Raw genomic sequence first — 26,283 nt, 5'->3', positions numbered from 1 at the left:
CACTCCACTGAATATTTAAAAACAGGCCGCTCAAAATCCTTGACTCACTACATATGCAGTAAAAAACGTTATAAGCCTTTATAAAAGTTACATTTGCTCAACAAATTATGATCTTTTCTGTAGCACAAAACCCTACCAACAGTCGTTAAACTGAATGCCATTCATACAACAACAAAGGATATTATTTGATGAATAAGTTACTTATTGCTTTAGGTCTGGTGGCAACTGTATCTCTTGTAGGCTGTGCGAAAGAAGACGCCCCTGAAACAGGTGCGACCACAGGTGAACATCTGGAAAATGCAGCGACCCAAGCTGGTCATGATATGGAAGATGCAAGTCATGAAGCTGCTGTAAAAACTGAAAGAGCCATGGATAATGCTGCCGAAAATACAGCACAGGCAGCTGATGAGGCAGCCGCCGCTGCATCTCGTGCCGCAGATGCTACGGCTGAAGCAGCTAAAAATGCGACTGCTGCGACTGCTGCTGCAGTTGAAGAAGGCGCAGGTAATGTGCGTGAAAAAGCTGAAAACTAAGATCAGTTATTATGTTAAAAAGCCTGCAAAATGCAGGCTTTTTTTATCGTGATTTTTTATTGAATTTTTTTAAAAAACAATGCATTGTATCCAAGTTCCGACTTGTTAGAGCTTATACCTATGATTCATTCCCAGCATCATGAAAAACATTATATTAGCCGCACGGGCTGGTTAAGAGCGAGCGTATTAGGTGCAAATGACGGGATTATTTCAGTCACCAGTCTGATTATGGGAATGGCAGCTAGCGGTGCGTCTACGCAGACACTTCTGATTACCTGTATTGCGGGACTGATTTCAGGTGCTTCCTCCATGGCGGCCGGAGAGTATATTTCTGTTAAATCCCAGCAAGATATTGAAACAGCCGACCTGCATATGGAACATCGTGAATTACTTAAAAATCCGGCAGCAGAGCTTGGAGAACTTAGTCAGATTTATATTCAACGTGGCTTAACACCCGAACTTGCCCGGGAGGTTGCATTGCAGCTGACTCAACATAATGCCTTGCAAGCTCATGCACGTGATGAAATCGGGATTATGGAACATACGACAGCCAGACCTATACAGGCAGCCGCATCATCGGCACTGGCTTTCTCTCTGGGTGCCTTACTCCCCACCTTCTCGATTTTGCTCAGCCCGGCACAGTGGGTTGAGTCTGTGGTGGGGTTTGTAGGCTTGTTTTCTCTAGCTTTATTAGGCGCACTCGCCAGTTACTTTTCTGGCACATCCATGTTGAAAGGCAGCTTAAGGGTACTCCTTTGGGGAGTAGCAGCGATGTTATTTTCCAGCTGGATCGGTTCGCTGTTTAATCTCAACACGATATAAATCAGCTAACCCAATAAATCATATCAATTATAAGACTGAGCAATTGCTCTTTAAATGACTGAACTGATCTCAGTTGAGGGGAGAAGTCGCGTAGAATATAGCGGTTTAATCTCTAAAGCTTTATCTCCCATGTCAGTTATTGCTGCATCCTCCCAGCGATCGAATCTTTCGGTCTGGGTGGCTTTTATCTTGCTTATTGTCGGTACGATTGGTGCCTATCAAGTCGTCGGTCTTAACCAGGCTTTGCTTTTTCTCATCGGCGGCGCACTGGGAATGACCCTGTATCATGCCTCCTTTGGTTTTACTTCAAGCTGGCGCGTCTTTATTAAAGAGCGCCGTGGTCGCGGCCTGCGTGCACAAGTGATTATGCTGGGCTTGGCAGTTCTCTTGTTTTTCCCTGCATTGGGAGCTGGTGAACTGTTTGGTAATCCGGTTAAAGGTAATATTAATCCAATCTCGATGTCCGTGATGATTGGTGCATTTATTTTCGGTATTGGCATGCAGCTCGGCGGTGGTTGTGCTTCAGGTACACTCTATACTGTCGGTAGTGGCAGTGCCCGTATGCTGGTTACGCTATTTTTCTTCTGTACAGGCTCATTGATTGCCACTTCACATCTGGACTGGTGGTTTAACCTGCCTCATTTGGCACCGATTTCCGTGGTAGAAAGTTTTGGGGTGATCCCGGCACTTGTTTTAAGCTTTATCATTTTCGGCCTGATTGCTGCTGCAACAGTGTATTTTGAAAAGAAACGCCATGGCAGTCTGGAAGCGGAACCTGTCAGCGAATATCAAGGCTGGAAACGTTTTCTGCGCGGGCCTTGGCCTTTAATATGGGGGGGTATTATTTTAACCCTGCTCAACTTTGCCACGCTTGCTTTGGCAGGTCGTCCATGGGGAGTCACCTCTGCTCTTGCTGTTTGGGCAGCAAAAGTCGCCAGTCTTGCAGGAATAGAGGTTAGTGCCTGGGATTACTGGCAGCAACCGGGCAATGCCAAAGCTTTGGCTCAATCGCTCTGGTTTGATATTACCTCGATGATGAACTTTGGCATTATGCTGGGTGCCTTGCTGGCAGCTAGTCTGGCAGGTAAATTTGCGCCGAATTTTAAGATCCCACGCCGCTCCCTGCTGGCTGCTGTGCTCGGTGGATTACTTCTGGGTTATGGTGCGCGTTTGGCTTATGGCTGCAATATTGGTGCTTATTTTAGCGGGATCGCCTCTGGCAGTATCCATGGCTGGTTATGGCTGGTCTTTGCCTTTCTGGGCAATATCCTTGGTGTTAAATTCCGCCCGTTTTTCTTCCCCGGTGAAAAGCCGAAAACTGAAAAATTAACAGGCTGCTAAACCATAAAGCCCATCTACTAAAGATGGGCTTTTGTATTCAGCGCCTAAACTGATAAAGCTGCTTTTAAATTACAACCATAATTCATGGTCTGCTGAACCTGACGATAGGTGGTATAACGATCCAGAATAAAACTGTAGAACTGATCAGAATCAGAGAAGTTCTTTTTCAGATCTTCCTCTTTGGCATTCGGCAATTGAATAGCATGGACCAGATCCAGATTATAGTGGCCCAAACGATACATTTCGGCAAAGTAAGCATTCATCATATCGCAATAAGCAAGCTTGCTGGATTTCAATGCTGTCCGGCTCACCGGATGCTGATTCAAGGTTTGCAGATTATTGACATCCAGTGGAAGCTGGTGAGAAAAAGCTATGCTTTCTACTTTTTTAAACTGCTGGAAATCCTGCGCCAGCTGGACATTGAGCGTATTAAAGCGTTGTTGCAGCTCTGCAGCAGTTTTCACCTGATATTGCACCGGATTAACCCTATCTTTAGGTTGCTGCTCTGCCGTACAAGCGGTTAATCCCACCACAAGGGCCAATGACATTAGCCTTGCCTTCATAATAACCTTCTCAGTTTCATGCTAGATAAGCCTATTATGGCAGACCCCTATTAGGTTTAAAGTATTTTTCTCACTCATCTCGCCACCAATAGGGTTTGGACAGATTAACCATACAGCTTCATATTCTTAGATGCCTCAAGATTTGACCATTTCAGCTCAAGTTTGCAGTTTTTTATGGACATCATCAGACATGAATTTAGGCCACACTTGGGTAAAAGTTGATGATAACTACTTTGTTTATTGCACTTGGAAATAGACTCTCTTTTTCATAAGCCTTCATGCTGAGCAGAATGTAATCAGCCTGTTACTAAAGAGCTTATATTTCATAATAAAATAACCAATATTATTTGCTTAATTCTGTTGCCAGAGGCAAAGTAATAAAAATAACAAGGAGCAAATCTATGTCTTTATTAGAGAAATTGGGAATACGACATCCTATTTTTTTAGCACCTATGGCTGGGGTTTCAACACCTGAACTTGCTGCTGAAGTGTCTAACCAGGGAGGCTTGGGTTCACTGGGTCTCGGAGCTAGCAGTGTTGAGTCTGCTCGTGCACAGATTTTAAAGACTCAAGAGCTGACAGATTGCCCTTTTCAGGTCAATTTTTTCTGCCATGACAGTGAAGAACTTGATGACAGCATCGCCCAAGCATGGATTGCGCAGTTTAAAGATAAATTTGCAGAATACGGCGCCAATGCTCCTACCCAGCTCAAATGTATCTATCCCAGCTTTAAAGACAATGATGATTTTCTGAATTTGGTTCTGGACACTAAGCCCAGTGCGGTAAGTTTTCATTTCGGAATTCCGCATCCACACCAGATTCAGGCCTTAAAAGAAGCTGGGATTGTAACTATGGTATCGGCCACCAACTTTGCCGAAGCCAAAGCAATTGAAGCTGCAGGAATTGATATTATTATTGCTCAAGGCATTGAAGCGGGAGGACATCGTGGAATTTTTTGCACAAAATTTGATGCCTCTGTCAAAACCTCTAATTTAGTCAAACTGATCAAACAGCACTTTTCTCTGCCTGTTGTTGCAGCGGGCGGTATTATGGATGGCCAGCAGGCACACCAAATGATGGAGCTGGGTGCAGAAGCCGTTCAGCTTGGCACTGCCTTTGTACAATGCAAGTCCTCGAATGCCAGTGATGCTTATCGCAGAGCTTTATTGTCTAAGCCGCTTACTCAGGTAAGTGCCAGCATTTCTGGTCGTCCTGCTCGCGGGATTATCAACCACTGGCATATTGAAGTAGATACTCCTGAGCGCCTGGATGTACCGGCCTATCCTTATACCTATGATCTGGCCAAGCAGCTATACGCAGCAGCTGCCCAACATGGCGATCACGGTTATGGGGCTTTCTGGGCAGGTTCAAATGTGGCACAGATCCGTGAAATAGAAGCCTCAGATCTGGTGAATCAGCTAGTTCTGGAAATGAAACATAGCTCATAACACAGTCAGAGTTTAAAAAAGCCTCTTATAAAAAGAGGCTTTTTTATTTGCAAAATGTTCACCTGCTATTTAACGCGTCATACGATCCCAGGCATCCTTAACTGCGAACTTGGCTTCTTCCCAGTTTAAACGGGTATTGCCTTTGACCTGTTCCCACTTCGTACGCAGTTCCGGTTCAGCATGAGAGAATTCAGTCTGGCGATCATAGCGTGAACGGTTCTCATATCCGACCTGATAGGCACCCCGATAATCACGGTCATAGTCCAAGTCGCTATACATATTACGGGTTTCACTATAATAGGGGCGATTATGGTACTCATCTCTCCAGTAGTTATCTTCCTGAATTAGATCACTTGGCTGCCGATAGTTATCAGCCTCTCGCAAATTTTCGGGATGCTGGTAATTATCTGCCTGATTTGGATGATCGGGTGTTGCGATATCATTACCTGCAATACCGCCCACTATACCCCCTACTATACCGCCAACGACTGCACCAGGAGGACCACCCACAGCACCAAATGCGGCACCTACAGCAGCTCCGCCTAAAGTACCGGCACCAGTAGCCACCAGATGATCTTCACCTTCATTCATGTCTGGAACACGATGACTCTCTTTAGGAGGTGTATTTAAATCTGGACGTGCGCTTGCATCTGTAGCATCAATATCTAAGGCTTCACTGCGTTCTTCTGGTAATTCTGTTGAAGTTTTATGGCTGAATTCTGTCACTGGACGATTAGTATTAGTCATTATGAATCTCCCTTGATCATGAGAATGAACAAGACTGAAACTACATCTTGCCATGCTAGAGACCCATCTTAGAGAAGGTTCACGTAAACAGTGTCCAAGTCCTGTCCAGTTTAGGTGAATATAATATGCAGCTATGTTTAAGTCAGAATAGAATGTAACGGGAACACTTAAAAGCTTCGACTCAAGATAAAAAAGGTACTGTTTTCACTACAGCACCTTTCCTTAATTCATTAGCGATGGAGCTGATTTATTTGGTTTCCAGCAGGTTGACTTGATCGACCTGCACATCACTCATGATCTGACCATATTCAAGTAAATGATTAAAATAATCTTCCACTACTTTATATTGATCAGCAGTGTTCTCCACCTGATACATACTTTGCCGGAATTCATTGCTCGAATGCAGCCCCTTGGTGTACCAGGCAATATGTTTACGCGAAATACGGCAACCGGAGTATTCACCATAAAATTCATAAAGTTCAGACAGGTGCCCAAGCAAAACCTGTTTAACTTCATGAATGCTTGGCGCAGCCAGATATTCTCCGGTTTTCAGATAATGACCAATTTCACGAAAAATCCAGGGTCTGCCTTGAGCAGCCCGGCCGATCATAATGGCATCGGCACCCGTATAGTCGAGCACATATTTGGCTTTTTCAGGACTGTCGATATCACCATTGGCAATCACAGGAATAGTCAATATTTCTTTCACATTTTTAATAAGCGAATACCGTGCCGTATTCAGGTACATATCTTCCCGGGTACGGCCATGCAAGGCCAATGCTGCAATACCTGCTTCTTCAGCACGCTTGGCGACACGTAGAATATTTTCCTGGCCATTCAGAAAACCCAGACGGGTTTTGAGCGTCACAGGCACATCTACGGCTGCGACCACAGTGTCCATAATTCGGGCCACCAGATCTTCATCTTGCAGCAAGGCAGAGCCTGCCAGTTTATTGCAGACTTTTTTGGCTGGACAACCCATATTAATATCAACTATTTGCGCCCCATTGGCAACCTGATAACGGGCAGCTTCTGCCAGATCCTGCGGGTCCGAACCTGCAATCTGTGCTGAAATGGGTGCCAGCTCACCATCAAAATTTGCACGATACAAACTCTTTTTACTCATGCGCAGGGTTTTATCCGAGGTCATCATTTCACTGACGGCATGGCCTGCACCAAAGTACTTGCATAAAGTCCTGAAGGGACGGTCAGTTACGCCCGCCATCGGGGCAACAATCAAATTATTTGACAGTTGATATGGACCAATATACATATAAAATCATCACTTTTTTGATGAGCATAGTATACTGCATCTGCTTTGTTCACTCATCTTTTCAATTGATTTACGGCACCATGAACAAAAAACCTGCTCTTTCTTTTTCTATCAAGTCCCTGTCTTTGCTTACACTATCTCTAGGTTTGCTGGGCTGCGGTAATGGTTCCTGGTGGTCTAAAGATCATGAACCCACCCTTGAGGTTGAACATATTCGTAAAGCCATTCCAGCCCGGGTCAATGACCGCGAGTCTTGGGCCAAGGATATTTATGACATTACCGAGCAGCTCGGCATTCCTCAAACCAAAGAGAATATCTGTACTATTGTAGCTGTGGTGGATCAGGAATCTAACTTTGTTGCCGATCCTGTGGTTCCAGGTTTGGGTGAAAAAGCCGTGAAGGAAGTGCAGGATCGCCTAGAAGAAAAATTCAAGGATAAACTGGGCGAATCGATTGGTGGAACAGTGGCGGGTTATTTTCAGGATGTACTAAGAAACCATCCGGATCCAAAAGATAATTATCTAAGTCAGATGCGCCGGGTGAAAACCGAACGTGAACTTGATGAACTGTATCGTGAAATTTTTGACTACATGGCCAAGCATTATCGTGTCAGTGCCTTGACGGGTGCCGCCAAACTGTTCGGTCAAAATATTGGTGAGAAGTTGAATCCGATCACCACCTTGGGTTCCATGCAGGTTCATATTAGTTATGCCAAAGAATATAAGCGTCAGGGAGGAAATATTGCAGCGTTGCGCAGCGACTTATACACCCAATACGGCGGCTTATATTATGGTATTCATCGGCTGATGATGTATCCGACAAACTATGACAAACCGATTTACCGTTTTGCAGATTATAATTCAGGTAAATATTCTAGTCGAAATGCAGCCTTCCAGAAGATGCTCAATAGCCTGACCGAGACTAAGCTCAGCCTAGATGGGGATTTATTACTTTATAATAAAGATGGTGGCATACGTGCACAGAAGAGCCAGTCAGAACGTGAGCTCATCCATGTTTTCGCAAAAAATAATTTTGTTATTACTGAACGCCAGATTCGGGCCGACTTAAAGAAAGAAAAAGAAGAAAGCTTTGAAAACACCATGACCTATCGAGGCGTCAGTAAACTTTACCAAGAGAAAACAGGTAAAACCCCATTTTATGCCATAATGCCGGAAGTGGTAATTTCTGGTCCGAAGCTCAGCCGGGATTATAATACCAACTGGTTTGCCACTCGTGTCGATGGTCGATATCAAACATGCATACGCAAAGTCAAAAATCTCAAACTCTAGCCTTATTCGATTTTGATGGCACCCTGTATCCTGATGACAGTTTTACCGGGTTCATCTTCCATGCATTGTCGAAAAGGCATATTCTGAAACGCGGTATTCGTATTTTGCCGTGGATTCAGGCCTATTATCTCAAGCTCTATCCTGCTCATGCGATGCGCCCTAAAATTTATGCCAGCATGTTCAAAAATAGTAATGCTACCGATATTCAGCAATTGGCTCAGGATTATGCCGAACAGCTAGTTTTTAAATTAAATCCCAAGTTGTTCGAGCAATTGAGAATGCATCAACGGCTCGGCCATCAGGTGGTTCTGGTGTCAGCCTCCATAGATCTATACTTGAAGCCGATTTGTGACTATCTGAAAATCGACCTGATTTGTAGCGAAACTGACATTCAAAATGACTATTTAACAGGCATGTACCGTACTGCGGACTGTAGTAAAGAACAAAAGAAAATCAGGGTAATGAAAAAATATCCCCTTGAAAACTTTACTGAAATTTATGCTTATGGAAATAGTGAAGAAGATGAAGAAATGCTAAGTTTGGCAGATTATGCTTATATGGAAGGACAAGATCAAAATCTTCCGGTACTACAGCCGCATAATCCTGAATCTATCCTTCGTTTGAATTATTAAGCGCTTAGCTGAGTATTAAAAGCACAACCCCTCATTCTTTTAATCCTACCTGTCTCAGGATTTTTCAATCCGAGTCTCTTTCCTAAAAGGGGATTCTATTTTGTGGTGATCTGTTAATTGATCTACATGATTGCTTAAATCAGTTGAAGAATATAAAGCTATTTAGACTTCCTGTGTTGATTTCCGGAATAATGACTGATCAAACCCATGGAAATTTACAGTACAAAGACATTATAATGTCATTACATATTTTATAAAATGCTCAATTTTATTGAGCTTAAAAGCTTTAAAATCCTGGAATACTTGCCCCATTCATCAGCTTCGAGATTTGTGAAGTTTGCCATATTGCTTTAATATTCGATTGAATAATACACTTTATACCGGCATGCAAAACGACGCTCAACTCTCCCTGAAAGAATATCTGTCTACGGTACAGGAAGTGGTTAAACTCACTTTCGATCAGCCGGTGTGGGTGACCGCCGAGATTCGTAACTTGAATATAAAAGCGGGTCATTACTATCTGGAACTGGCAGAAAAAGAAGCTGAAACAGATCGGGTCATTGCCAGCTGTCGTGCCACAATCTGGAAATTTAGTGCCCAAAAAATTGTCACCCAATTTGAGCGGCACAGCGGAATTGAGCTCAGCTGTGATTTAAAAGTTCTGCTCAAGGTCAAGGCCAGTTTTGACCCACAATACGGCTTTTCTTTAAATATTGTAGGGATTGACCCTAGCTATACTTTAGGTGACATTGCCCGACGTTATCAACAGATCGTAGAAAAGCTGACTGTTGAGAAACTGATTGATCGTAATAAAAAACTGCCGGCCCCTTTTGATCTGAACCGGATTCTGGTAATCGCCCCTGAAAATGCTGCTGGTTTGGGTGACTTCAAGAAAGATGCAGATGCATTGCAGCGTGCATAGGTTTGTCAGTTTATTTATCACAGCGCCACTTTTCAGGGAAATACGGCTCCGCAAAGTATTATGCAAAGTCTGGCCCAAGCACTTAGACAATGGGCACAAACTTTTAGCCAAGCACCCGATCTGATCGTTATCATTCGAGGGGGTGGTTCAGTGAATGATCTGGCTTATTTAAATGACTATGAGCTGGCTGCCCTGCTGTGTAAACGCTCAGTCCCGATTTGGGTAGGCATTGGACATGAAAAAGACCGGACAATTCTGGATGAAATCGCGCATCGTTCCTTTGATACACCCAGTAAAGTTATTGCAGGTATCCGTAATCATATCGTGGAGCTCATCCAGGCGCTTATGCAAAACCTACAAAAGATTCAGCGTCTTTCCCAGCAACAGATTCAGGCCTATCAAAACCAGAATGATCAATATCTCAAGCTGATACAAAATCTGGCCAGCCATCAACTCAGTTATGCCGTGCAGATGGTGGAACAACTTAAAGCTGATACCTCGCATCTAGCTCAACAACATACTCAACTCATCAGCCAACAGCTGGATGCCCTGATGCGGGAAACTTTATTACAAAATCCGCGTCATGTTCTCGCTAAAGGCTATGCCATTGTACGCCAGCAAGATCAGGTGGTTCGCTCAGTCCGTCAACTAGATGTGCAACAACCCGTTCAAGTGGAATTACACGATGGTATTTTCTCCGTACAACTTACATAGGTAAATTTTCATGAGTCATGACACTTTAAGCTTTCAGGAAGGCTATAACATCCTGAAAAAAAATGCTGAATTGCTTGAATCTCAGCAAGAACCAGATATCGACAACCTGATGAAAATTGTAGAAGAATCGATGAGCGCTTATAAAGCATGCAAGGCACGTGTTGAAGCCGTACAAACGGCGTTGAACGATACTTTTAAGGAGTAATTCCAAAGAATGAGAAATAGCATTCACTCAGATCTTTCCATATGACTTAGGCTATTTTTCATTCATTTAAACTTCAGACCATGAGCAATAGCTTTGTAAAACTGTTTAGATAGCTTGAGCTTAAGTTTTCTGTAAGCTGATCTAAGCCTCATGATCCATACTCCTCACATATCTAACTTTTATCATCAGCCCTCACTCAGAGGGCTTTTAAAGTTGAATCAGCTATTTTTGCTCTTTCAGTGGATTCTCCGGTTCTGCATTCGGTTTTTTCTTGGGCTCTGTATTTTTATAAGACTCCTGCTTTCCTTTATCATCATTAGATTCTTTTTGCGGACTAGATTTTTGGTCTGTCTGATTAGTCATAGCTATTCCTTTGTGATTTATGGTTGAGGGGAATAAACATGATAGTGGGTGTTCAGGCTCAAGAATATTGGCGTTGCGTATTAAGTTTTTAAAAACAAAGCCCTCATTAAAAAGATTGTGTTCCTATCGTGAAATGCATCTGCTCTGAGCATATAGGTTTTTAACTTGTTGGCTTTATTTAATTATATTTTATACAGAATGAAAAACTGCCGCAGCTTGGAGGATATTCAATGGAAGTTAAGCAACAAAAACTTACTATCAGGCCATACAAACTACATAATCATTTCTTTTCAAAGAGTTATGGTAGCTTGACCCAGAATTTTTTAGTCAGGATAGGATATTGACTGTTGGAGTTTTATAAGAGGTGATTGACTAAATGCTGTTCAGCATATACTTTGTATATACATTTTATTTATTAGCTTTGGTGGGGAAACATGATATGACTGAGTTACCCAAAAAAACCAAGCTTAATAAAAAAGATGGTCAGCTCTTAATTCGCATCAATACAGCTGAGCGTGATGAGTTCATTCACTTATGTGATAGCTTGGATACAAGCGCAGCTAGAGAGTTAAGAAAATTCATCCGTAGTTTTATTAAAAAAAATCAGTCAGCGGATATACCAACAGAGGAGCAACATTGTGGCTAAGCAAGTAAAATCCCTGAAGCAAAAAATTAAAGCTCGCCTTAAGAAAATATCTAAACACAAAGACAAGTTGGCTAAATTGAAAAAGAAGCTGAAAAGTCAAAAGTAATCTCGCGATTAAGCCTTGATTATTAAAAAAAGTCCTCAACCTGAGGGCTTTTTTAACTCTTAGATTCATACACTTGCTTCGCAGCTGACGCCAGAAAAGCATTTGCAGTCCAGTCTTTGATCGGGAGGATTACCAACTTACTAGAGATCAAAGCTTCACGGCATTTTATAGCCTTCTCCTTGCTAAAAGTTATTTTAAATAATGAGGCTTGGCAATACTACTCGCTATGTCAAAGCTGAAGGAGCTGTGCGCAGGATACACAGCAAGATAACAACCCGACGCATACTTCGGTCACGCAGGTTGTTGATAGGCCAGATATAATCGGTAAATCTGAGAGTGGCTTAAACTAAAAAACCAATCAGATCCCAGACAAGACAGATAGTTTATCCTTTTTCAGTCAATGCAATAGCATCAACATTCGTCTTGTTGAGTTGCATTTCAGGCCTAAGTTACTAATTTGACACTTGCATTTTAAGCCTGAAACTACTCAATAGTCTACACAGTTATCTCCTGTGTAGACTGAATGAATAACAAATTAAATAACAGTAACTTATATTAACATATATTGTCTCTAAATCAGAAACGCCAGTTATAGAACAAGTCAATGGCCCGTTCGAGAGACTGACTCGCTTCCAGATATAAACGCTGGTTTACCTGATAACGTAAAGTCAATTTGTTGACTGGTGTAAATACCCCGACCCCATAACGGATATAAAGATCTGGCGTAATATAACCTGTTAGCGATACTTGCGTATCATCACCTGTACCCTCCGCATCCAGTGCCAGACCGCTTAGACCAAAACTCCGGCCAATCTGGTTGGTTAATGCACGGGTACCACCTAAGCCCAGGCTGATCCCTGCCGCAGCAATAGTATTGTTAACATCAGACCTAAAGCCTTCCGCCTGACTTAGACTAGAGGCACCTTCATTAATCCGCCCGGTAATCAAGGCATTGAGAGCTTCCTGTTCAGACAGGCCCGCATCGTTATAAATCTGAATATTTGGACTCGATGCCGTACCGGTTACACGCACCCCCACGGTGCTGCCCTGTACAGTTTTATTGGCATCAATATCCAGAGTCGGATCTGTCAACTCACCATTAAAACGGGCAATAGCACGGGTCAGGTCCAGACTTTGACCATAAGCCTCAATCTTCACCCGTTGTGATACCCCAATTGCACCATTGGCCCGCATTGCTGTTTCCAGACCACGCTGAGATAAATTAACCCGACCTGCCAGTGGAATCCGGCTATTAAAGCCTTGGAAAATGACCCGATCACCTAAAGACACTGCAACATCTGCTCGAATATCCCATGGACGTGCCGCATTTAAAATGGCCAATTGATCATCTCCCTCATGCACAACGCGCACATCAGAAGACAGCCCCACCACCGGCTCAGAGGCTTCTGGCATGGAAATTAGCGCACGTGGCACCTCTACTTTCCCACGCAGGCTGAGCTTTTTATTTAATGGATACATGTCCAAGGACAAATCAGGAGTAACCACTGCAGCAATCAGCGGTGCCTGACGGATCAGCAGATTTTCCCCTTGCAGCTTTAACTGAACACGCGGATCGCCTTTCCAATCAACCGAACCCGTCAGTGTCCCTGCTCCACGACCACTATTAAATGCACCATTAATAGTGGCGCTATTCTGGCGAATGGATGAATAAAGCTGGACATTGGTCAGATTCACCGGCAAGGAAATCATACTGATGGCAGCATCTTTCACCCGGACTTCGCCTTCAAGTAATGGATCTCTTAGTGTGCCGCCCACCTTACCGGCATAGGATAAAATCCCTTCCAGATTTCGGATATCCTGAACAAATGGCTTAAACACTTTGAGCTGCACCTGATTAAAGGCAATCTCACCACGCATTGGCTTACTGTCCTGATACGGATCAATAATGACATTGGCATAACCCGTACCAATATCCGGCGTTTTCACATCTAGACGAATCTGTAAACCCTCGGCAACACTCTTGGCGATCAGCCCCACTTCATCATACTGAAGGGTCGAACCCAGATATTCCGGATCTTCAGAAGACAGTCCGACCACACCACTGCGGGTGACCAGACGGGCATCAATTTTTGGCTTGGCATTTTTAGCCCATGAAGCTTTGGCATAACCGTTAATTTTACCGGTCAGAGCCAAGCCTTCAGGCAAGAAGGCACTAAAGTCATTCAGGTCGAGGTTTTTGGTCACAAAAGAGACATTGCCTCGCGCTGGATTCACCCGAACAGGCTGATCAAAGCACAACTGGCTTTGCTGACTCATCCAGCAATGGGCACCAATGAAAAGATCAGATTGAGCAGTATTATAAATCACCGCTACATTTTGACGTTGCACCAGATGAGTTCTTAAGGAGTCAAAGTCACCATTTTGAATCTGGCCCAACCAGTTATTTTGCGCATTAAAACCACCCGCCAGCTGGATAAAGAATTTTGACAGGCGGTTTTCTGCCCGAACCTTTAAAATATGTGCAGAACGGGTACCCGCCAGAGAAACCTCTCCATGAGCAATTTCCCGTGATCCGCTACGTAAGCGCTCCATGGTTGCAGTTAATAAAGTCGGTGTGTTTTGTGAAGTCGGTAGCTGACCGCGCACCCGAACCTGCTGCACACTGAACAGTCGCTTAAAGGCTAAATTATCAATCGCAAGATTGGTTGAGGCCTGCAAACGCGGCTGGGACTGCATATTAATATAACCTTGTACCCGGCCTTTCAAGCCTGGGTATAACTCATACAAGGCGGGTGCATTCACTTTTAACTGCAAGTTCTGCGCATTGCCGGTCGCTTGAATCTGGTTGCTGGCATAAGACAGAAACAGATTATTGGCTTCAAACTGCTCCGGTACAAAGCCACGCTGATTTGAATTAATAATGACCGCCAGATTACCTGTGCCCCGAACCGGTTTGTCGTTTAATATCCCTGCCAGGTTCAAACGCTGAATCTGGATACGTTTCAGCTGATCTGACCACAGCCCACGGGTATGGATGTTGCCTGAAATCTCGCCTTTCAGCTTGGCATTAAAATATTGTGGCTTAAAACGTATGAGTGAGGCGTTAATATCCCAGCCAATTCCTTTGGCCAGATGAACGCGACCATTGGCATTGATTTTCCCGGCGATCCCATCATGTCGTAGCTCTGCGATACGCAGCATATCCGGCGTTCCAGATAGGCGTACTTTAAGCATCCCTTTGCTGGCTTTTAACTGGCTACTGCTTAATGAACCATTATAATTCACCGCATAGCCCTTAAATCCGCCGCCGGCTTTTTCATTATGGAATAACAGGGCAATTCCACTGGTTCCTTGTAAATGTACGGTTTCATTTTGATCAGCCAGTCTGCCGCTTAAGTCCACACCCGTTACTTTAATAATCTGCTGATTTGGTTGCGCATAGCCATTCGCCTTGATTTGACCATTTAAACGGTCAATGGGTGAAGCCGCAGCAATCGTTTGTGTATTCAGCTCCTTGGCATTTAATACGGCGCTCCATTTCAGCTGACGTTTTTCGTCCGGCAACTCAATGACCGCATTACCGCTTAAGCTGCCGGCCTGTGCATCAGCACCATAATTAAAGTCTGGCACTCGCAGAATATTATCTTTGAGATCAAGCTGCGCCCGATACATTCCTGGCGGCAGCACGCCGTCCTCATGTCTGCTCACCTTGGTCGCCACATGAATGTTTTGCTGACCTTCTAGCAATGCCAGTTTGACATCCCCTGAGTCACTGCTCAGCCAGCCAATATAAGGGACAGCACGATCAATATTATTCCAGGCAACATCCAGTAGCATCGGTTCCGGCTTGTTAGCTTTTTGTGGGGCTTGATCCAGCTTGAACTTCCAGCTTTCATAGCGGTCAAAATCGACCAGAGCGGTCAGATGCATACCCTTTTCCAGATGACCTGCAGAGGCTATCTTGCCATCCAGACTAGGCGGCAAAAAATCCTGAAGCACTTGTGGAATACGTTCATGCTTGGGATCAATCCCATTCATACGACCGCTTAGATCCCACTCCACCCGGTCTGACCAGCCCACAGTTCCTGCCAAACTGACTGAACCCTTCATGAGCTGTCCATTCAGGTCGCTAATATTAAGCTGATTGACCAGATCGGTATGCATCACCGCATTATATTCACCTTGCGGAATATTTTCTCCGCCCAGGTCAGTGCGCACATTTAAATTCAGGCGTTCAATATTGCCATTAAACTCAGCAATACCATCCTGAGTAAACAGCTTCTGTTCAGGCAGAATTGGCCAGTGATATTCTTTAAACTTCAACTCACCTTTCATCGGTACATGAGGGCGCATCGGGTGCAGGATTACCCATCCGGTCAGTAGATCAGGGGTATTCGTGGCAACGCCAGCCTGAATTGTATCCAGCGTACCCCTTGCCCGTAGATGAATATCATGCACATTCAGGCTTTCTCTTAACGCAGGCAGATTTACAATACCTTGAGCATCAAGTGGATACTTGCCTTCAAACTGCATTTTTCCGCTCGCTTCGCGTACCGACAGATACCCCATATCCATACGGGAATCTTCAAAATTCAGTTCAGTTCCTGACCATAAGGCATCATTTAATTCAATATTAAATATATCCACCGCAGTGGTCTGGGTTTTAATTAGCAGATGGTCAAGCAGCAGATGATCGACACGCAACTCAAAAGGCAGACGGATTGCATTAAACTTGAAAGGCTCATTACTGGAAGGACCTTTATTAATCACCTGCAAATGCGTCACATCTGCGTTATTGAGATGGATTTCCTTTTTGAGTATCGCACGCCAGCCCAAGGTGACATCAGCCCGGTCAATTTTGACATCTACAGCCTCCAGACTGACCAAGATATTTTTTAAAATGATCCCACGCCATAAATTCCCGCCTTCATATTCATAATGAATAATCTGCTGGCGTTGCATGACCTGTTCCAGCAAAAACTTGCTGCCCTGATTAGTCGAAAACAGAACTGCCAGAACAGAGAGCAAAAAAATGATAGAGAAAAGTACCGACAATAGGATACTTCTCAATATACGGCGCTGCTTTGGCACTCTCTTTGGTTGTTCTTGTTCCGGCTGTGGTTGGTTTTCGACCATAACGTACCCAAATAAATCTTTTTAAAAAATGAATGTTTTATAACGGTGAACCAATAAAGAAATGCAGTCGGATTGGATGACTGTCATCTGATAATCCGGTTGCAACATCAACCCGAATCGGGCCAATCGGTGAGGCCCAGCGAATTCCCAACCCCGCACCATATTCAGTCGGATTGCTAAAATCTTCATTATAGGCATTGCCGGCATCTGCAAAGACTGCAGCTCGCCAGCCTTCCCTGAACTGGTAATTATATTCAAGTGAGGCTACACCCAAAGCCTGCCCCCCAACTTTAAAGCCCTCGATTTCAGGCGAAAGACTCTTATAATCAAAACCTCGAATGGTTTGATCGCCTCCACTGAAATAACGCAGGTTATAAGGTACTTTGGCAAAATCTTCTGTGAAAATATAGCCCAGATCGGCACGGCCAACAAATTGATGGTCAGCATTTTCTCCCAATGAATAGATAAAACGCCAACCCGCATTAAGGATGGCCATATCGGCATCAGACAATAAAGCCTCACTCCCAAGTTCGACCTTATAAATCTGCTTAAAGCCTTTGGTCGGATTAATCCGGCGGTCACTCTCCGTGCGTGACACTTCATAACCAAACAGAAGAGACTGCTGCTCAGCAGCGGAATTAAATCTAAAAGCTTCTGGAACCTGGTTAAAGTCAACCGAACCGTCCTGTGTCAGCCGGTCCAGACGATAACGTACACCAAAGGCCTGCTGCCAATTCCCCAGTGGATTTTTAATAAGCCGGTCTGCGCCTAGTACAGCCGACTCAATTAGCAGGCCTGTATCTTGAGCGACATCTTCCCGCTCTTCACGTTCATACCCGCCCACAATGCTGACATAGTCATTGAGAGGATGATGATATGGAATGTTATAGCGACCATCAACTGACTGGCGGATCCCGGAAAGCTCAAGGTTGGCGTCAAATGAATGACCACGTTTATTGACAATGGCACGGCGATACTGCCCACGTAAGCGTACATTAGTATCTGTACCATAACCGATACCGACTTCAGCACTATTCAGGCGGTCTGCATTTAAAGTCACAATGACCGGAACTTTCTTCTCTTCACGTGCCTGTGCTTTTAAACGGTCCTGCTCATTTTCCTTGCTTTTCTGCTCCACACGCAAGCTCATAAGACTCGGATTTTCCTGATCCTGTATACCAGCAAATTGACTTTCATCCACGACATTTTGCGTGACTTCAGTAGAATTAGCCGGTTTTTGAGGAACATTCGCAGTAGAACCATCCTCTTCCAGTTTCTGCTGTTCAATCAGGTTCTGAATATCAGGAGCCAGTTCTAGCTCTCTGTCCACCGGATCAGGACGTATCGCATCAACCAGTGTATAGTTAAAATAACGCGAGTTGGTCAGGTTGTTGGCCAGGCTATTGACACGCCAGAAGGCATAGTCAGCCCCATCTTTCCAAGTCACCAGACTTTCCAAAATATCTGGATCCAACGGAAATTCTTTTTCAGGATCACTCATTCTGAATTCAACTTGTCCCAGCTTATAGCGTTCACCGGTTTCAAAGCGCAGATTGACATCCGCTGTATTTTGCGGCTGTTTGATCAATACATCATGCAGGCGCCAGAAGGAATCGAAATAGCCATTATGACTGGCTGCCTCAACAATCCTGCCTTTGGTGGTTTCATAGGCACCATGATTGAAAATATCACCTTCTTCCTGTTCCGGTAAAAGACCAATAACCTGGAATTGTGGCTGCTCTGCCCCGGGTCCGGTAAATTCCACTTGATGACTGCTAATCAGTACGGGCTCATTGGGTGTTACCCGGACTCTTACGCGACTATCCGACACTCGTTCAAACTTAAACTCGGCATTATAATAGCCCACTGCCTGCGCTGCCTGCTTGGACAGGTTGCGTAATTGGGGCAATGCCGAAGAAAAATCCTCAAAGGATTCCTGCGTAAAACTGGACAGTTTGGCACGGATATTATTGCTTAAATTATTATAAGCTTCAGACTCATATCTACGATTCAGTACACCATTACTCTCGGCAGTACCATTCCCATTCATAATAATGACTTCAGCACTGATCCGGGGTGTGCTGGCGATCATGATCTGACGTGGTGGGCGCAGCTTATACCAGAGTCGTTTTACGATATTGGGCTTTTTGGCATCTTCCGGCTCGGTCGGCCCTGGAATATCTCTTAAAGTCCGAGCCGCCTCATTACTCTGTACGCTAATGTTGCTATCTGCCCGAATAGACTGCATCAGCTGATCAACATTTACCGGCGCCTGATTTATTTCAAGCAATTCCTGCTGACTGATATCTACCACCGTTTCAGTCTGCTGGGTATTGCGATAATCCTGTGCTTCACGTTTGGCTTCTTCAGCGACACGGTAAATTTCATTGGCCATGCTCTGGTCAATACTCTGCATCGGCAGGTTTTCCAGATCTTCAAATTCAATCGGACTAAACTCTTCCAGAATACCACCGGCATTTTGCTGCTCCTGCAGCATCTGCATACTATCAACGGATATTTGCGGCACCAGTGCCTGTTGTATGGTTTCGACCGCTTCACTTTCGGAATTAACCAGACCTTGGCGGAGGGCTTCCTGAGACAGCTCTTCAACCTTTTCCGTTCGGGACACTGCGACTGGAGTGTCTGCTGCCTGTTCAGTCTGTGCTATGCCCTGATGTGACCACATCATAAAAAATATGCTCATACACAGCCATGTCCGGCCATGATGTGGTATGAGGTTCCCCATACTAAGATTCAGCATCGTTTTTTTAAAATTTCTTTTTGCAAGCATAGCAAACTCTAAACAAATACATTCTTTAATTGATTATTTGACCAAAAAATATAAGCTAAAGAACTTAAATTACTGGTTTTTACCTTCACATAGCCGAAAGTATCTTACATGATTTTTCCGAATGTTTACGCATCTCTCACATTTCTTCATAAAACTTAATGTAGCACGTGTCTATGAATAATAACGAACATCTGCTGGGCTCCCGTCGTTTTTTACCGATGTTTTTGACCCAGTTTTTTGGCGCTTTAAATGATAATGTTTTCAAACAGGCTTTATTACTGGTCATTACCTATGGCTGGATTCAACAGAGTACCCATATCAGCACGCTGAACAACCTGGCTGCCTTGCTGTTTATCCTGCCTTATTTCATTTTTTCAGCCACTGCTGGACAGATTGCTGACAAATATGAACGTGCCCAACTGATTCGTTATTTAAAGATTCTAGAAATCGTCATTATGCTTTTGGGAACCATCGGTTTTTTACTGGGGAATTTATGGATTTTGCTCTTTGCCCTGTTTTTGATGGGCACCCAGTCCACGTTCTTTGGCCCGATTAAATACGCCATTTTACCTGAAGTCCTGAAGCCAGATGAGCTGATGTCTGGAAATGCCCTGTTTCAGTCTGGCACATCACTGGCCATCCTGTTTGGTATGATTCTGGGCGGTGCTGTTATTGCAGCCTCAAATGGTCATCTGCTCTGGATTAGTCTGACTATTTTGACAATTGCCATGCTGGGGTATTGGTCTAGTCGCTCTATACTAAAACAGAGTATTCCAGCCCCCGACATTCAGATTGACTGGAATTTTTTTCGCACCAGTTTTCAGACGTTAAAATATGCAAAAAGCTTGCCGCTGATTTTTTTAATTTTACTGGGTAACTCCTGGTACTGGTTCTATGGGGCCACCTATCTGACCCAGATTCCACAACTGACCCTACAAAACCTGCATGCCTCGGAAAATGTAGCCAGCCTGCTGCTGACTTTTTTCTCAGTCGGGATTGGCCTTGGTTCTTATTTATGCCGCAGATTGGGCGGCACCGAAGTCAATATTAAAATGGTTCCGATTGGTGCAGTTGGGTTGGTTACTTTTGCCCTCTATCTGGCAGCAAGTCTGGCTGCCATTCCTGAACGTAGCGGTGCTTTGCTCGGCCTGGCTGAGGTATTTCAGCAAGGCTGGAGCTATTATCATGTCATGCTGGCAGTAACCTTGCTGGGCATCAGTGGCGGTTTTTATATTGTCCCGTTATATGCCATGATGCAGGCTCATTCTCCTCGCTCACATCGTGCGCGTGTGGTTGCTGCAAATAACATCCTGAATGCTGTTTTCATGGTATCTTCTGCTATATTTTCAATTATTATTTTAAGCGTTCTAGAGTTTGATCTTAAAATACTTTTTTGTATTACCGCAGTCTTGAGTGGCATCTTCACTGTCTGGCTACTCTACCGGCTCAAATCCATGCTCAAAACCGCAAACGCCCCCTTGGAGGATTAATTCATGCGTCAATATACAGGTGTCGATAAACTTATTCATTCCTTTGACCAGGCACTACGCAGTCTTGTTCCGGGGAGTACTTCTGCACAACGTGAAAATCCAGCCCAATTGGTAGAGACCCAGTTAACGGTGAGCGATGCCCGCCATGTCGCTGGCCTGATGCGAGTTAATCACAGTGGTGAAGTCTGTGCCCAGGCACTCTATCACGGGCAGGCTTTGACAGCAAAGCTTCCCAATGTTCGTCGGGAAATGCAACAGGCAGCTATTGAAGAGCAGGATCATCTGGCATGGTGTGAAGACCGGCTTAAAGAATTGGACAGTCATACCAGTTTGCTGAACCCGGTCTGGTACGGTCTGTCTTTTGGTATGGGCGCCATTGCCGGAATTGCGGGTGACAAATATAGTCTGGGTTTTGTGGCAGAAACTGAGCGTCAGGTCAGCATACATTTGCAGCATCATATTCGTCAGCTTCCCGCGCAAGACGAGCGCTCCCGACGCATTTTGCAGCAAATGAATGAAGATGAGCTGCATCACCGCGATACAGCGCTGGCCGCAGGTGGCGTAGATTTGCCTGCTCCCGTACGGATGACCATGACTGCAATTTCAAAATTAATGACCCAAACCAGTTATTATATCTGATTGCTAACCAAGCCCAACAGCTCATCGTAAGGTGAGCTTTTTTTCGCCCTAACATAAGAGGATGATCGCTGCGCTGGACGAAGAAATCCACCATGTGATGATCAAAGAAGATTTAGTACCTGTTAGTTCATAACAATATCGCTATTCTGAACATCAGAATGAATATAACGCGGACTTAAATCCACGTTGTATTCTGTTTTAAACTTAATTTAGATAAAAATAATGCCAATTTAAAATCGAAAAAATTATTTCCTTCCCATTAAAACAAGCTTTTTTTATACTTATAATTATTTTTATTTGTTCATCAGCACCAAAAATAATAAAACAGACTATTTGAAGACGATTTATCCAAATTGATCAAAAATCAATAAGAAACAAGTCATCCATTTAGCTTGAAGACTATATCGTCTAATGAAGCAATTAATATTCAGGTCTTAAGGCTGGATAACAGGAAAAGCGTGTGCCTGATGTTGAAAAAGATCATTTTTCCATACATCCCACATAGGAATTTTGACATCCAATGCCAGCGGCAGTTTTTTCTCATTCAGCTGCATATGGGCCAGATCAGGCCCCCATGCAATTAAATCGACGTCCAGCGTGATCTGATGGGATGGACGTACCCGTCCCGAGTCTGCTTCCAGCTGCTTAAGAAAATTGATTAATTCCTCAACAGAAATATGGCTGGATAGCAGACAGGCGCCATTCCAGTAATCTGAACCAATCGCATCACGACATGGAATTGCATATATAGGCGAGAATTTTACCTCTCCCCATTGTGAAATACATTGCTGTGCAGTCTGAAAATGTTGCTGTGGATGACAATTACTCGCCAGTGCTAAGGCGAATATCGTTTCGGTGGCGTTCAAGACGTATCCCTACAGAATTGGCTTGCGCGATGATGGCAGGCTTACGGATCGTAATCATAATCGATTCTATACTTTCAAAGGTAGTAAAAAGCGCATCCAGCACCAATTTTGCTGCATGTTCGATCAATTCTGGCTGTGCGTCCTGAATGACACGTGCTGAAATCTCACAAATTTCGGCATAGTTTAGCGTATCGTCCAGCCTATCTGATTGTGATGCCTGTTCCAGACTGGCATGGATGATCAAATCCAGCAATAAGGGCTGAATGATTTGACGCTCCCAATTAAAGCAGCCGACCACCGTATCGACTTTTAAGCCTTCAATAATAATTGCGTCCATTTGATCACTCGAGAATAGGATATTGATAAGTCAACTCCCCAAAACCCTCCTTGAATAAAAAAAACTTTTGGGGGGAATCCTTCCCTTACTTGAATGAAAGGAAGGATGAGCGGGATTTAATTAATGCTTTAACAGCAGATTAGGATCCATATCCTGCACCATTTGCAGACGCTGGTCGGCATAAATATCGGTATACGGTGCAAGAATTCGCATAAAGCGATCAAAATACAGCATTTGCTTGAATAACAGGGCAAAATCACGTGGGAAACGAATACCATGACGTTCACCGACGGCCACCATATCCATCATGATATCATTCAGATCAGCAGGATTTGAACTCAATAGCTCCTGAGGATCAGACATCAGTACACCGCTAAATAAACGCTCAAGATCGGCTGACAGAACTTTGGTGTCAATCTCGACTGCAGTCATGCCCATTTTTAGCATGTTCTCTGCCATCAATTCATAATTGGTGTGTTGCAAAGCCTCCATAAAGGCCATACATGCAGTCCAGACTTCTGGCTTCAATTGCCCCACAATACCAAAATCAATAAAACCGATCCGGCCATCTTCCAACAACATCAGGTTACCGGCATGCAAGTCCGCATGGAAGCTATTACACATCATCAAGCTGCCAAACCAGGTGTTCATTGCAGTAATTAACACCTGTGATGGATCTTTAGAAATTTTCTTGACCACTTCAAAGTCCGTCAATGACACCCCATAGAGACGCTCCATGGTTAAGACCCGACGGGTAGAATATTGATGATAAACCTTAGGTGCTGTTGCTGCCTGATTATTGGTCACGTTGAGATAGTTGACAAAATCATCCAGGTTTTGCGCTTCCTCGATAAAATCAACTTCACGTACCATGCGGGTTTTAATTTCTTCCACAATATCGGCCAGAGACGCAAATTTAACTTTAGGTACAGCTTTTTCCAGCAGCTTGGTGGCCCAGTGCAGCACATTCAGGTCAGTGTAAAGAATGGTTTCCACACCCGGCTTTTGCACTTTAATCACGACATTTTCGCCAGACACCAGCTTGGCAGCATGAACTTGCGCAATAGAAGCAGACGCTAGCGGCGTTTCATCAATTGAAGCGAAAATTTCATCCAGATTACGATCAGCAAACTCAGAGGCTAAGACTTGCTGGATATAACTAAAGGGCAAAGTCGGTGTTTGATCCAGACAGCCCTGAAACTCCTCTACATATTCGCGCGGAAACAGCGAAGGTGTGCTGGCAATAAACTGCCCGAGCTTGATATAAGTCGAACCTAAAGATTCAAAAGTTTCACGCATGAGTTTGGCATTGCTCGGCTTTTCAGTGGCATATTTAATGCCCGCCTTTGCTGCAACGACCGCAGTTTCTCCCATACGGGCCACTGAACGAAGTCCATCTAACCAGATATTGTTTTTCATAATGTCTTAGGAAAAATTAATTACACGCAGTGTAGCAAAAAAAATAAATTTTGCAGGCTTATCTTGCCTGACAAACCGGGCAATCTGTATCTTTTTGGAAACTTAAAATTCGCTGTTTGAAATTGAGCCCATCCCACAGCAGAAAGTTCTGTCTCAATGGCATTTTTCCTAAACCGAGGTAGAGCAAAGCATGGTGGGCCTGCAAACTGGCCATGACATTGGGTGTGGTGGCCAACACACCTGAATCCGCACAGCGCAGGCTTTCATCCGCCTGATTTTCTGGAGGAAACAGACAGGCATAACAGGCGGAATCTCCTTCAAGCATAAATAATTGGCCCTGAAATCCAATGGCAGAGGCACTCAATAAAGGCACATTTAATTTTACACAGCTTTGATTCACCAGATAACGTATTGCAAACTGATCACAACCATCCAGCACCAAGTCCTGATGCTGGATGAGAGCAGTCGCATTTTCAGTCGTTAAAGCCTGATTAATAGATTCAACCCGTACATGCGGATTAATCTGTCTCAACCTTTTAGCCAGGATTTCTGCTTTATAGAAACCCAGATCTTCAGGGGTAAAAGCCAGCTGACGTTGCAGATTACTCATCTCAATCGTATCTGGGTCAATCAGGGTGATTTTACCCACACCAGCCCGCGCCAACAGTTCTGCCAGCACACAACCGATCCCGCCACACCCCACAATACAGACATTTGACAGTTTCAGTCGTTCCTGTGCTTCAATATCCCAGCCCTCTAATAAAATCTGACGGCTATACAGGTGCAATTCGGCATCTGTCAATTCAAGTTCCGGGGAGATAGCATCCATCGTGAATGTAGACAACGTCTTTCCTTGTTCCAAAATGTTTAAAAAGCGCTTACCCAAAAATTACCTTTATAGAAATATGGAAATGTCATACCAATAAGAATGTGATCAATGTCACAGCGCTTCAATAGCGATTTAATAAAGGAGAATGCAACTGGGCGTCAAATAGCATATCAGCTTAACCCGCAGCATCAAGTAGAAATCATTTGAATGCTGCCTTTATTCATGGCGCTTATTTTGCCTATTCTGTTGAACGAACTTTAATAGATAGCACTCTTTTGAGTGCTTCTGTATTCACACTCTGTATTTCAGTTTGAAAATGTATAAGTTCAGTGAGACCTTCTGCCTGCTCCTATAAATCAGATTAAGCTGTTTAGTAGTCACCCAGAAAACCCCATCTAAAACAGAAGGAAGAATTTGTATGACCGAATCTTATTCAGAACATAATGATCGTGAAAAATTATGGGAATTGATTAAAGGTGTTCGTTTTACCATGATCAGCCATCAGACCGAGACTCAGGAAGTCCACTCTCAGCCCATGACAATGCTGAATTTTGAGGGAATGAATGAAAACCAGAACTTATATTTCATTATGAAAGATACCAATGATATTGTGCAGGCCATCACTACAGGACGCCATCATTTAGGCCTGTCATTCGCCAAGCCTTCGGATGATACTTATGTGTCTATCAGTGCGCATGGTGAAATCAGTACCGATCGTGCACTCATTGAAAAATTATGGAATCCGTGGGCGGAGAACTGGTTTGACGGCAAGGATGATCCTAGTATTCGTGTTCTAGTGGCCAAAGCCTTCAGTGCAGAATACTGGAATATTACCGACAATAAAGTGACGCATTTACTTAAAGTACTCAAAGGCAATGTTACTGGAAAACCGGAAAAGCCAGATGCAGAACATGCGAAAATAAACTTATAATTTTAAACCTTTCTCTCCTTTTAGCCTCTTTTTAAAAGGGGCTAATTTTTTGATAAACTTAAATTCCCCAGAAAAACAAAATGACATTGTAATCACAAAGAGCGGTTATTGAGTTTAATCAGTTTTAGACCTCACCAAATCAAATCCGATAAAAAAAGGCCGCAACCGCGACCTTAAGATAAGTGAAATTAACCTGAGTTCGATGAAATCCACTTAGCCTTTTAACATATTTTGGAAAGTTGGCTTATTGGGATTCAAACAATAAGCCACTACAGCAGCC

The 26,283-nt window shown here is 43.9% G+C and carries 21 protein-coding genes and 1 pseudogene; 12 read left to right on the top strand and 10 right to left on the bottom strand.

Annotated elements, in window-relative coordinates; genetic code table 11:
• Positions 1-188: 188 nt before the first annotated feature.
• The 3 genes from NI461_RS06385 to NI461_RS06375 all read left to right on the top strand — a co-directional run bounded on the left by NI461_RS06385 (position 189) and on the right by NI461_RS06375 (position 2,696).
• On the top strand, positions 189-533 hold the full coding sequence (locus NI461_RS06385; protein WP_174659772.1) for a hypothetical protein: 345 nt from the start codon (positions 189-191) through the stop codon (positions 531-533).
• 120 nt (positions 534-653) lie between these two features.
• Entirely contained in the window at positions 654-1,355 is a 702-nt protein-coding gene (locus NI461_RS06380; RefSeq protein WP_151203169.1) for a VIT family protein, read from the top strand.
• Positions 1,356-1,484: 129 nt separating this feature from the next.
• The gene (locus NI461_RS06375) at positions 1,485-2,696 is read left to right on the top strand and encodes a YeeE/YedE family protein (RefSeq protein WP_253156837.1); all 1,212 of its coding nucleotides are present in this window, start codon (positions 1,485-1,487) and stop codon (positions 2,694-2,696) included.
• Between the two features lie 44 nt (positions 2,697-2,740).
• Here the strand turns inward: NI461_RS06375 and NI461_RS06370 are convergent, their stop codons facing one another.
• A complete protein-coding gene (locus NI461_RS06370) occupies positions 2,741-3,259 on the bottom strand; it encodes a hypothetical protein (RefSeq protein WP_174659771.1) in 519 nt (172 codons plus the stop codon).
• Between the two features lie 401 nt (positions 3,260-3,660).
• Between NI461_RS06370 and NI461_RS06365 the strand changes: the two genes are divergently transcribed.
• A complete protein-coding gene (locus NI461_RS06365; RefSeq protein ID WP_174659770.1) occupies positions 3,661-4,707 on the top strand; it encodes a nitronate monooxygenase family protein in 1,047 nt (348 codons plus the stop codon).
• 69 nt (positions 4,708-4,776) lie between these two features.
• On the opposite strand, the gene NI461_RS06360 is transcribed toward NI461_RS06365, so the two are convergent.
• On the bottom strand, positions 4,777-5,454 hold the full coding sequence (locus NI461_RS06360; RefSeq protein WP_151203172.1) for a hypothetical protein: 678 nt from the start codon (positions 5,452-5,454) through the stop codon (positions 4,777-4,779).
• Between the two features lie 247 nt (positions 5,455-5,701).
• Positions 5,702-6,727 (bottom strand): tRNA dihydrouridine synthase DusB, encoded by a 1,026-nt coding sequence (gene dusB / locus NI461_RS06355; RefSeq protein WP_253156836.1) that lies wholly within the window; start codon positions 6,725-6,727, stop codon positions 5,702-5,704.
• A gap of 80 nt (positions 6,728-6,807) precedes the next feature.
• Here dusB and NI461_RS06350 point away from each other — a divergent pair, with 80 nt between their 5' ends.
• The 4 genes and pseudogenes from NI461_RS06350 (at position 6,808) to xseB (ending at position 10,489) form a co-directional block, all read left to right on the top strand.
• Complete coding sequence (locus tag NI461_RS06350) at positions 6,808-8,016, top strand: DUF1615 domain-containing protein (RefSeq protein ID WP_174659719.1); 1,209 nt, start codon at positions 6,808-6,810, stop codon at positions 8,014-8,016.
• Positions 7,983-8,648, top strand: a complete 666-nt coding sequence (locus tag NI461_RS06345; protein ID WP_174659718.1) for an HAD family hydrolase — start codon at positions 7,983-7,985, stop codon at positions 8,646-8,648. The genes NI461_RS06350 and NI461_RS06345 overlap by 34 nt, the downstream gene beginning before the upstream one ends.
• Positions 8,649-9,033: 385 nt before the next feature.
• Positions 9,034-10,284: pseudogene (gene xseA, locus NI461_RS06340) on the top strand (exodeoxyribonuclease VII large subunit).
• Between the two features lie 10 nt (positions 10,285-10,294).
• Positions 10,295-10,489: an exodeoxyribonuclease VII small subunit gene (gene xseB, locus NI461_RS06335; protein WP_151207725.1), complete on the top strand. Its 195-nt coding sequence runs from the start codon at positions 10,295-10,297 to the stop codon at positions 10,487-10,489.
• Positions 10,490-10,711: 222 nt separating this feature from the next.
• Here xseB and NI461_RS06330 read toward each other — a convergent pair whose 3' ends face one another.
• Positions 10,712-10,852: a hypothetical protein gene (locus NI461_RS06330; RefSeq protein WP_162850572.1), complete on the bottom strand. Its 141-nt coding sequence runs from the start codon at positions 10,850-10,852 to the stop codon at positions 10,712-10,714.
• A 439-nt stretch (positions 10,853-11,291) separates the two neighbouring features.
• On the opposite strand from NI461_RS06330, the gene NI461_RS06325 reads away from it, so the two are divergent.
• The gene (locus NI461_RS06325; RefSeq protein WP_174659717.1) at positions 11,292-11,498 is read left to right on the top strand and encodes a hypothetical protein; all 207 of its coding nucleotides are present in this window, start codon (positions 11,292-11,294) and stop codon (positions 11,496-11,498) included.
• Between the two features lie 682 nt (positions 11,499-12,180).
• Here NI461_RS06325 and NI461_RS06320 read toward each other — a convergent pair.
• Entirely contained in the window at positions 12,181-16,701 is a 4,521-nt protein-coding gene (locus NI461_RS06320) for a translocation/assembly module TamB domain-containing protein (RefSeq protein ID WP_174659716.1), read from the bottom strand.
• 37 nt (positions 16,702-16,738) lie between these two features.
• Positions 16,739-19,492 carry an autotransporter assembly complex family protein gene (locus tag NI461_RS06315; protein ID WP_174659715.1) on the bottom strand — a complete coding sequence of 918 codons (2,754 nt, stop codon included), beginning with the start codon at positions 19,490-19,492 and terminating at the stop codon, positions 16,739-16,741.
• Between the two features lie 173 nt (positions 19,493-19,665).
• Between NI461_RS06315 and NI461_RS06310 the strand changes: the two genes are divergently transcribed.
• Positions 19,666-20,982, top strand: a complete 1,317-nt coding sequence (locus NI461_RS06310) for an MFS transporter (protein WP_174659714.1) — start codon at positions 19,666-19,668, stop codon at positions 20,980-20,982.
• 3 nt (positions 20,983-20,985) lie between these two features.
• Complete coding sequence (gene coq7, locus NI461_RS06305; RefSeq protein WP_151204130.1) at positions 20,986-21,621, top strand: 2-polyprenyl-3-methyl-6-methoxy-1,4-benzoquinone monooxygenase; 636 nt, start codon at positions 20,986-20,988, stop codon at positions 21,619-21,621.
• A 434-nt stretch (positions 21,622-22,055) separates the two neighbouring features.
• Here the strand turns inward: coq7 and NI461_RS06300 are convergent, their stop codons facing one another.
• The 4 genes from NI461_RS06300 to NI461_RS06285 all read right to left on the bottom strand — a co-directional run bounded on the left by NI461_RS06300 (position 22,056) and on the right by NI461_RS06285 (position 25,072).
• Positions 22,056-22,487 carry a 2-amino-4-hydroxy-6-hydroxymethyldihydropteridine diphosphokinase gene (locus NI461_RS06300; RefSeq protein WP_174659713.1) on the bottom strand — a complete coding sequence of 144 codons (432 nt, stop codon included), beginning with the start codon at positions 22,485-22,487 and terminating at the stop codon, positions 22,056-22,058.
• Positions 22,444-22,824, bottom strand: a complete 381-nt coding sequence (gene folB / locus NI461_RS06295; protein ID WP_174659712.1) for a dihydroneopterin aldolase — start codon at positions 22,822-22,824, stop codon at positions 22,444-22,446. The genes NI461_RS06300 and folB overlap by 44 nt, the downstream gene beginning before the upstream one ends.
• 120 nt (positions 22,825-22,944) lie before the next feature.
• On the bottom strand, positions 22,945-24,243 hold the full coding sequence (locus tag NI461_RS06290; RefSeq protein ID WP_151207713.1) for an AarF/UbiB family protein: 1,299 nt from the start codon (positions 24,241-24,243) through the stop codon (positions 22,945-22,947).
• Positions 24,244-24,301: 58 nt separating this feature from the next.
• Positions 24,302-25,072 (bottom strand): HesA/MoeB/ThiF family protein, encoded by a 771-nt coding sequence (locus NI461_RS06285; RefSeq protein WP_174660571.1) that lies wholly within the window; start codon positions 25,070-25,072, stop codon positions 24,302-24,304.
• A gap of 418 nt (positions 25,073-25,490) precedes the next feature.
• Between NI461_RS06285 and NI461_RS06280 the strand changes: the two genes are divergently transcribed.
• Complete coding sequence (locus NI461_RS06280; protein WP_174659711.1) at positions 25,491-26,003, top strand: pyridoxamine 5'-phosphate oxidase family protein; 513 nt, start codon at positions 25,491-25,493, stop codon at positions 26,001-26,003.
• The last annotated feature ends 280 nt before the right edge of the window (positions 26,004-26,283 follow it).

This window comes from Acinetobacter sp. S4400-12 (genome assembly GCF_024129495.1).
GTDB classification, from domain to species: domain Bacteria; phylum Pseudomonadota; class Gammaproteobacteria; order Pseudomonadales; family Moraxellaceae; genus Acinetobacter; species Acinetobacter lwoffii_C.
This window is presented reverse-complemented; position numbering and strand designations above follow the sequence as displayed.

What these genes read in the sequence shown, in the direction of transcription:
- NI461_RS06385 (WP_174659772.1), top strand. Translation starts at nt 189, where the DNA reads ATGAATAAGTTACTTATTGCTTTAGGTCTGGTGGCAACTGTATCTCTT.
- NI461_RS06380 (WP_151203169.1), top strand. Translation starts at nt 654, where the DNA reads ATGATTCATTCCCAGCATCATGAAAAACATTATATTAGCCGCACGGGC.
- NI461_RS06375 (WP_253156837.1), top strand. Translation starts at nt 1,485, where the DNA reads ATGTCAGTTATTGCTGCATCCTCCCAGCGATCGAATCTTTCGGTCTGG.
- NI461_RS06370 (WP_174659771.1), bottom strand. Translation starts at nt 3,259, where the DNA reads ATGAAGGCAAGGCTAATGTCATTGGCCCTTGTGGTGGGATTAACCGCT.
- NI461_RS06365 (WP_174659770.1), top strand. Translation starts at nt 3,661, where the DNA reads ATGTCTTTATTAGAGAAATTGGGAATACGACATCCTATTTTTTTAGCA.
- NI461_RS06360 (WP_151203172.1), bottom strand. Translation starts at nt 5,454, where the DNA reads ATGACTAATACTAATCGTCCAGTGACAGAATTCAGCCATAAAACTTCA.
- dusB (WP_253156836.1), bottom strand. Translation starts at nt 6,727, where the DNA reads ATGTATATTGGTCCATATCAACTGTCAAATAATTTGATTGTTGCCCCG.
- NI461_RS06350 (WP_174659719.1), top strand. Translation starts at nt 6,808, where the DNA reads ATGAACAAAAAACCTGCTCTTTCTTTTTCTATCAAGTCCCTGTCTTTG.
- NI461_RS06345 (WP_174659718.1), top strand. Translation starts at nt 7,983, where the DNA reads ATGCATACGCAAAGTCAAAAATCTCAAACTCTAGCCTTATTCGATTTT.
- xseB (WP_151207725.1), top strand. Translation starts at nt 10,295, where the DNA reads ATGAGTCATGACACTTTAAGCTTTCAGGAAGGCTATAACATCCTGAAA.
- NI461_RS06330 (WP_162850572.1), bottom strand. Translation starts at nt 10,852, where the DNA reads ATGACTAATCAGACAGACCAAAAATCTAGTCCGCAAAAAGAATCTAAT.
- NI461_RS06325 (WP_174659717.1), top strand. Translation starts at nt 11,292, where the DNA reads ATGACTGAGTTACCCAAAAAAACCAAGCTTAATAAAAAAGATGGTCAG.
- NI461_RS06320 (WP_174659716.1), bottom strand. Translation starts at nt 16,701, where the DNA reads ATGGTCGAAAACCAACCACAGCCGGAACAAGAACAACCAAAGAGAGTG.
- NI461_RS06315 (WP_174659715.1), bottom strand. Translation starts at nt 19,492, where the DNA reads ATGCTTGCAAAAAGAAATTTTAAAAAAACGATGCTGAATCTTAGTATG.
- NI461_RS06310 (WP_174659714.1), top strand. Translation starts at nt 19,666, where the DNA reads ATGAATAATAACGAACATCTGCTGGGCTCCCGTCGTTTTTTACCGATG.
- coq7 (WP_151204130.1), top strand. Translation starts at nt 20,986, where the DNA reads ATGCGTCAATATACAGGTGTCGATAAACTTATTCATTCCTTTGACCAG.
- folB (WP_174659712.1), bottom strand. Translation starts at nt 22,824, where the DNA reads ATGGACGCAATTATTATTGAAGGCTTAAAAGTCGATACGGTGGTCGGC.
- NI461_RS06290 (WP_151207713.1), bottom strand. Translation starts at nt 24,243, where the DNA reads ATGAAAAACAATATCTGGTTAGATGGACTTCGTTCAGTGGCCCGTATG.
- NI461_RS06285 (WP_174660571.1), bottom strand. Translation starts at nt 25,072, where the DNA reads ATGGATGCTATCTCCCCGGAACTTGAATTGACAGATGCCGAATTGCAC.
- NI461_RS06280 (WP_174659711.1), top strand. Translation starts at nt 25,491, where the DNA reads ATGACCGAATCTTATTCAGAACATAATGATCGTGAAAAATTATGGGAA.